The 6,754-nt window shown below is 66.0% G+C and carries 5 protein-coding genes and 1 pseudogene; 2 read left to right on the top strand and 4 right to left on the bottom strand.

All coding sequences use genetic code 11. From position 1 onward, the window contains the following. Window positions 1–396: 396 nt before the first annotated feature. The gene (locus Q8R73_RS03475; RefSeq protein WP_305718141.1) at window positions 397–1,593 is read left to right on the top strand and encodes an ABC transporter substrate-binding protein; all 1,197 of its coding nucleotides are present in this window, start codon (window positions 397–399) and stop codon (window positions 1,591–1,593) included. 57 nt (window positions 1,594–1,650) lie between these two features. Here Q8R73_RS03475 and Q8R73_RS03480 read toward each other — a convergent pair whose 3' ends face one another. The 4 genes from Q8R73_RS03480 to Q8R73_RS03495 all read right to left on the bottom strand — a co-directional run bounded on the left by Q8R73_RS03480 (window position 1,651) and on the right by Q8R73_RS03495 (window position 6,368). After that, window positions 1,651–2,043: an MAPEG family protein gene (locus Q8R73_RS03480; protein WP_305718142.1), complete on the bottom strand. Its 393-nt coding sequence runs from the start codon at window positions 2,041–2,043 to the stop codon at window positions 1,651–1,653. A 92-nt stretch (window positions 2,044–2,135) separates the two neighbouring features. Then, window positions 2,136–3,245: a lipocalin-like domain-containing protein gene (locus tag Q8R73_RS03485; protein WP_305718143.1), complete on the bottom strand. Its 1,110-nt coding sequence runs from the start codon at window positions 3,243–3,245 to the stop codon at window positions 2,136–2,138. After that, complete coding sequence (locus Q8R73_RS03490; RefSeq protein ID WP_305718144.1) at window positions 3,235–5,697, bottom strand: ABC transporter permease; 2,463 nt, start codon at window positions 5,695–5,697, stop codon at window positions 3,235–3,237. Before Q8R73_RS03490 ends, Q8R73_RS03485 begins: the two co-directional genes overlap by 11 nt. Continuing rightward, window positions 5,694–6,368, bottom strand: coding sequence for an ABC transporter ATP-binding protein (locus Q8R73_RS03495; protein ID WP_371126022.1), 675 nt, complete (start codon window positions 6,366–6,368; stop codon window positions 5,694–5,696). The genes Q8R73_RS03490 and Q8R73_RS03495 overlap by 4 nt, the downstream gene beginning before the upstream one ends. A 233-nt stretch (window positions 6,369–6,601) precedes the next feature. Here Q8R73_RS03495 and Q8R73_RS03500 point away from each other — a divergent pair. Further along, window positions 6,602–6,754, top strand: a pseudogene (locus Q8R73_RS03500) (MFS transporter); the annotation flags it as partial.

Consider the following 6,754-nt stretch of genomic DNA (forward strand, 5'->3'; position numbering starts at 1 on the left):
GGTATGCGCTCGGTCCAGTGTGGCGGACCAGCGCATCAGATCGTAGACGCCCTTGTCCTCCACCGTCTCGAATCCGAGCCGCCGGTACAGCCGGATCGCCGGATTGAATTTCTCGACATGGATCGATACCGCCTTGCCGCAGGCTGTGGCCTCGTCCATCAGGTCGCGCCTTCGGCATGATCGGCGTGACGGTGTTCGGACTAACCTTCACGCCGATCTTCTACATGATCGTCCGTAATCTGGCCGACGGCAGGCAGCTCAAGCGCACCGAACCTGCCGGCTAAAGCAGAGTTCATCGATCCCTCGCGTCGAGGCCCGCGAAACTTTGGCCTGCTCGAAACGGATGGGCAGCCGCGGGGTTATGAAATATCCTGCCGGAAAAACGGGGAGACAAAAATGAGATTGCGATCGTTGTTCGCTGCCCTCGCGACAGGCAGCCTGCTGCTGATGGCTCCGGCGTCGGCGCAAGGCGTCAAGATCGGCATCCTGAACGATCAATCCGGCGTCTATGCCGATTACGGCGGCAAATGGTCGTTCGAGGCGGCCAGGATGGCGGTCGAGGATTTCGGCGGCAGCGTGCTCGGCCACAAGATCGAGATCATCTCCGCCGACCATCAGAACAAGGCCGATCTCGGCGTCAACATCGCGCGGCGCTGGTATGAAGTCGAAAACGTGGACATGATCACCGAACTGACGACATCATCGGTCGCACTCGCGGTGCACGATCTGTCGAAGCAGATGAAGAAGATCGACATCGTGGTGGGGGCCGCGACCTCGCGCCTGACCGGCGACGCCTGCCATCCCTGGGGCTTTCACTGGGCCTACGACACCCATGCGCTGGCCTATGGCACCGGCGGTTCGCTGGTGGATGCGGGCGGCGATACCTGGTTCTTCATGACGGCCGACTACGCCTTTGGCTACGCGCTGGAAAAGGATACCGGCGACTTCGTCAGGGCCAAGGGCGGCAAGGTATTGGGCGCGGTCCGGATTCCCCTGAATTCCTCGGACTTCTCCTCGTTCCTGCTGCAGGCGCAAAGCTCGAAAGCGAAAATCATCGGGCTCGCCAATGCCGGCCTCGACACCACCAACTCGATCAAGCAGGCGGCCGAATTCGGCATCGTCAGGAGCGGCCAGAAGCTGGCCGGATTGTTGCTGACGCTGGCCGAGGTGCACGGCCTCGGCCTGGAGGCGGCTCAGGGGCTGGTGCTGACCGAGGGCTATTACTGGGATCGCGACGACAGAAGCCGCGAGTTCGCCGAGCGCTTCTTCAAGCGCACCGGCCGGATGCCGAACATGATCCAGGCCGGCACCTATTCGGCGACGCTGGCCTATATCAAGGCGGTCAAGGCCGCCGGCACCAAGGACACCGAAGCCGTCGCGAAGAAGCTGAAGGAGCTTCCGGTCGACGACCAGTTCGCGCAGGGCGGCAAGGTGCTGGAAAATGGCCGCATGGTGCACGACCTCTATCTGTTCGAGGTCAAGAAGCCGTCGGAGTCGAAGAAGCCCTGGGACTACTACAAGCAGCTCGCCGTGGTGCCGGGCGACAAGTCGTTTCCCTCGGCGAAAGACTCAGGCTGCCCGCTGACGAAGTAGCGCAAGTCTGTCCGGCTTCGTTGCAAATGCTCCTCGCGATGAGGGACAGCGCCGTCTTCACCCCTGCACGAGCCGCCACACGATCGTGCCCAGCGCGCCGGCCCACAGGATCGCGGCGGCGACGAACTGCACGGCGAATCCCCGGCCGCGCTTTTCGGCGGCCTGCGAATAACCCGTCAGATAGAGCGCGCGCCCGCCGATCCAGACGAGGCCGAGCATGGCGGCGTAGGGATCGCTGACGTAGATCGCAAACAGCCAGAGCGAGGGCAGGAAGATCGGCATCCATTCCAGCGTGTTCATATGCACGCGAAATACCCGCTCGAAATCGGGATGGCCCGAAATGGCCGGCAACTTGACGCCGAATCTGGCGCGGGCCTTCGACACCTCGATGCTCAGGTAGAAATAGAATGCGAGGGCGAGGCAGGTGACGAGCGCGGTGAGGTGGTACATCGCGGGGATTCCTCTCAATTGCGAACGTCATTCCGGGGCGATGCGAAGCATCGAACCCGGAATCTCGAGCTTCCGGGTCCGCGCTTCGCGCATCACGGAATGACGCAAGCGGCCGAATACCCCGTCATTTCAAGATATCCAAATCCGGCATGGCTGCCGGCAAAGCCGATCGGGCCCTCCCAATAGGGAAAGCTGGTACCCATCCAGCTTGCGGCATTGAGCGGCGTGGTGTCGATCGCAAGGCCGCGGGAGGGAATCGCGATGCGCCAGGCGGTCGGGACCTGGCGGCCGGCGACGTCGGTCATCCCGGTCGGCGTGATGCTGTTGTCGGCGGAAGCAATTTCGACGGAACGGCCGTCGGCTGCGATCCAGTTGCCCATGAGATCGTTGCGGCCGTCCTGCTGCCGCAGCCGGTACAGCATCAGCTTTTCGCCGGAGTTCAGATGCAGCGAGAACCAGTCCCATCCGGTCTGGTCCGGGCCTAGCGGCTGGCTGCTCCACTCCCGGTCCATCCAGGCCAGGCCGGTGACCTCGATTAGCTTGTCGCCGATGGTAATGCTTCCGCCAGCCTTGAAAAACGGCTGGCTGTAATAATACGAGGCCTGTCCGCGCTCCGATTTCCGGCTGTAGCCCGCGTCACCCTGCAGCACAACCGGCCGGTCGGCGTCGAGCCGCAGCGCGAAAGCGAAATCGGTGCCCGACGCCGTGAGGTCGAGCGGGGCCAGCATGGCGTCGCGCATGCCCTCGCGCCCGCGCATCTGCCAGGAATCGATCCAGGCGTGAAACGGTTTTGTTTCGACGCCGGCCTGGCCGACGCCGCCGCGGGCAAAGGTTTCGCCATAGCGATGCGTATCTGCCGATGTCACGGCGGCATGGCCCATCCAGATTTGCTGGTTGGCCCAGCCCGGCTGCTGCGCGCCGGGCCGCGTCGCCTGGCGAAACAGCGTCCACTGCGCGCCATAGGACGCACCGGCGCGATCTTTCAGTATCGCCGTCACATACCACCACTCGATGCGGAATTCCGGATGCGGGCCGTGATCGGCTGGGAACGCAAAGGTCCTGCCGGGCACCACGGCCGCGAACCCCTCCGCGTTCTCGCCGAGCCCGGCAAAACCCTGCGCGCGTGCGACCCCGCGATCCAGCCCGAGCAGGGCAAGCCCCCCAGCGAAGGCGCGGCGCGAGATTTTACTGCTAGCGTTCATCGGCGAAAATCTTGATCAGGCTGGCCGGCTGCATCCGCGCCAGTTTCATCACCGGGAGCAATGCGGCGAGCAGCGATGCCGCCATCGCGACGCCAAGCAGCTCGAGCAGTTGCAGCGGGAACACGTGAAACGGCAGCCGCCAGCCGAACGCCTTGACGTTCACCACCGCGATCAGGCACCACGCCACCAGCAGGCCGAGCGGCAGCGCCAGCAGCGCCGTGATCAGCGCCACCGACAGCGTCTTGACCAGCTCGATCGCGGCCAGCCGCCGCCGCGTGATTCCGATCGCCCACAGCGGCGCCAGCTGCGGCAACCGGGAATTGCTCAGGGTCAAAAGGCTGGTCAGCAGCGCAATGCCGGCCACTCCGAGCGTAAAAGTGTTGAGCGCCGCGGTCACCGCAAAGGTCCGGTTGAAGATCCGTTTCGACTCCGCCTTCATGGTGGCCTGATCCGCCAGGCTGCGGTCGCCGAGGCCGAATTTTTCTTGCATGGCCGATAGCAGCGCCGGAATCTCCGATGGCGCGACCCGCAGACCAAAGCGGGTGGCGGGGATGCCGGGAAAGCGCCGGGTCAGCGCGGCGTAGTTGACGGCGATCTGGCCCTTCGGGTTGCCGTAATCGGCATAGATGCCGACGATTTCAAGCGGCCAGTTGCCGCCGGGCGCCGGCACCTCGATGCGGTCGCCGACCTCGAGCTTCAGGCGCCGGGCCAGTTGTTCGCTGACGAGCGTGGCATCGCCCGGCCGCAGCCGAACCCAGGCGTTGCCGGTGGATTCCAGCAGGGGCCAGTGTTCGCTGTAGGTGGCGTGATCGGGCAGGCCCAAAACCTCGATCGGGGCGCCGCGAAACTGCGCGTCGGCGCGGCCGCCGGGCAGGACTGCCTCGATTTCGGGACGCCCGCGCAGCCAGGCCTTGATCTGCATCGCCTGCGCGTCGTCTTTGGCGCTGACATAGACATCCGCCGCCAATCGTCCGTCGAGCCAGCCGACAAAGGTCCGGCTGAAGCTTTCGACCATGGTGCCGACCCCGACATTGACCGCGAGCGCGAGCAGCAGCGCCATCAGCGCCAGCGACAGCCCGGAGAGTTGCTGGCGGCTGTCGGCCCAGAACCAGACCGCCAGCGGGCGGCGCGCGGTATGCTGGCCGAGCGACAGCACCCGTTCCAGGATCGCCGGCAGCAGAAGGGCTGCGGCCAGCAGCAGGGCGGCGAGCACGGCAAAAACCCACAGCACCGAGTCGCCATACCACAGCAGCACGCCGGCGGCGACGAACACCGCGAGCGCGACCGCGCTCTGCAATACCAGCCAGCGCTGCTGCGCCTGTTGCCAGGCCTGCGGCTGTGCCGCCACCAGCACCGGAAGGCGGGCGGCCTTCAACAGGCTGGCGGCGGCTGCCGCCAGCGCGCCAAGCACACTGATAGCGAGACCGGCGATCCACCATTCGCTCCGCAGCGTCAACTGCCCGGGGATCTGCGCGCCGTAGAGTCCGCGCAGCGACGCCGCGACATCGGGCAGCAGGAAGGCGGCGATGGCGTAGCCGCAGACCAGGCCGATCATTCCCGCGACCAGCGCCAGCGCCACCAGCTCGATCACCAGCACGACGTTCAGCATCCGCGCCGACACCCCGCAGGCGCGCAGGGTGCGCAGCATCGGCCGCCGCTGCTCGAAGGCCAATCCGATCGCCGAATTGACGATGAACAATCCGACCACGAAGGAAAGCAGGCCGAACGCCGTCAGGTTGAGGTGAAAGCTGTCGGTGAGCCGCTCGAGATCGCTCTCCGCATCCGGCTCGACCAGGCGCAGCCTGTCGCCGGCGACGGCTTCCAGCGCCGCGCGCGGGGCCTTTGTCTTGCCGATCAGGAGCCGCGAGACCTGGTCCGGCATGTTGAGCAGTTGCTGGGCGATGCCGATATCGACCACCAGCACCCCGGGCGCCAGTTGCGGCTGCGCACGCAGCGGCGGCAGCAAGGTGCCGCCGCTGCTCATCGGCCGCGCGCCTTCCGGCAGATTGAGATCGGCCAGCACTTCGTGCGCCACTAGCATTTCGCCGGGCGGCGTGACGAAGGATTGCAGGCCTGATCGACCGACCGTCGGCGCGTCGCCGACCTCGCCCGGCATCGTGACCGGCTCGATGCCCATCAGCCGGAACGCGCGTCCGCCGATCTGGATGCGGCCCTCGAGCACCGGCGATACGTTCCAGCCGGCGCGGCGCAGTTCGACGAACAGCGCCTGCGGAAAGTTCGCATCGTCGCGGCCGACCAGCATGGCGGTGCGGGCGCCACCGAAGGTCGCGGCCGCGCGGTCGTAGCTGATGCGCGCCTGCGCGTTCAGCGCCTGCACGCCGCTCCACAGCGCGGTCGCGGAGATCAGGCCGATCAGCAGGGTCGCGAGCTGCATCGGGTGCCGCCGCCAGTGGCTGAGCAGAACCGCGAGAATCCACAGCGCGCGTTTCATGCGATCGATCCCGCATGGAGATGGATCCGGCGGTCGAGCGTGGCGGCGAGCCGCTCGCTGTGCGTCACCATCAGGAAGCCGCAGCCGGTGCGCGCCACCAGATCGCGGGTCAGCGCCAGCACCTCGTCGGCGGTCGCCTCGTCGAGATTGCCGGTCGGCTCGTCGGCGAGCAGCAGCAGCGGTTTCGGCGCCAGCGCGCGACCGATCGCCACTCGCTGCTGCTGGCCGCCGGATAGCTGTTCGGGATAGCGCTTCAACAGCGTGCCGAGCCCGAGACGCTCCACCAGTTCGGCGTGCCAGCCGGCGTCGTGACGGCCGGCAATGCGGGACTGGAATGCCAGATTGTCTGCCACGGTCAGGCTCGGGATCAGATTGAACTGCTGGAACACCAGGCCGAGCCGGTCGCGGCGCAATTCCGCCCGGCCGGCATCGCTGAGCCCGGCGACGGCCACATCGGCAAGCTTGATCTCGCCGCCATCGGCCGCATCCAGCCCGGCGATCAGATGCAGCAGCGTGCTCTTGCCGCTGCCGGATTCCCCGGTGAGTGCGACGCGCTCGCCCGCGGCGATGTCGAGGTTCACGCCGCGCAGCACCGCGACCTGCTCGCCGGCCGAACGATAGGACTTGGTCAGGTTCCTGACGCTCAGCACGATGGGGTTGCCGGTTGCCATGCCAAGCGGATGCGCTGCCTCTTCCGAAAACCCCTTCGGGGTTGCGGGCCATTATACCAAGCTCGGACGGGAGATCACGGTCTCAATCGTGGCGGCGCCGTGACCGCGAAGGCGTTGTCGGGCGCTACGCCCGATAATCCGGCCAAAAATGCCCGGTTGCGTTGCCGCTTGCCCCGCTTGTAGCATCCGGCGAGGCCGACCAACAGGCAGGTTACCAGGACTCGGGAGACCCCATGACCACGCAACCGACGCTCAAAGGTGCCTGGAAGATCACGTTTCTCCTGTTCCTGTTCATGTTGATCAATTTCGCCGACAAGATCGTGGTCAACCTCGCCGGCGTGCCGATCAAGGCGGAGCTGCAGCTCGATCCGGAGCAATTCGGATTC

Source organism: Bradyrhizobium sp. (assembly GCF_030697065.1).
Lineage (GTDB): Bacteria > Pseudomonadota > Alphaproteobacteria > Rhizobiales > Xanthobacteraceae > Bradyrhizobium.

What these genes read in the sequence shown, in the direction of transcription:
- Q8R73_RS03480 (WP_305718142.1), bottom strand. Translation starts at nt 2,043, where the DNA reads ATGTACCACCTCACCGCGCTCGTCACCTGCCTCGCCCTCGCATTCTAT.
- Q8R73_RS03475 (WP_305718141.1), top strand. Translation starts at nt 397, where the DNA reads ATGAGATTGCGATCGTTGTTCGCTGCCCTCGCGACAGGCAGCCTGCTG.
- Q8R73_RS03495 (WP_371126022.1), bottom strand. Translation starts at nt 6,368, where the DNA reads ATGGCAACCGGCAACCCCATCGTGCTGAGCGTCAGGAACCTGACCAAG.
- Q8R73_RS03490 (WP_305718144.1), bottom strand. Translation starts at nt 5,697, where the DNA reads ATGAAACGCGCGCTGTGGATTCTCGCGGTTCTGCTCAGCCACTGGCGG.
- Q8R73_RS03485 (WP_305718143.1), bottom strand. Translation starts at nt 3,245, where the DNA reads ATGAACGCTAGCAGTAAAATCTCGCGCCGCGCCTTCGCTGGGGGGCTT.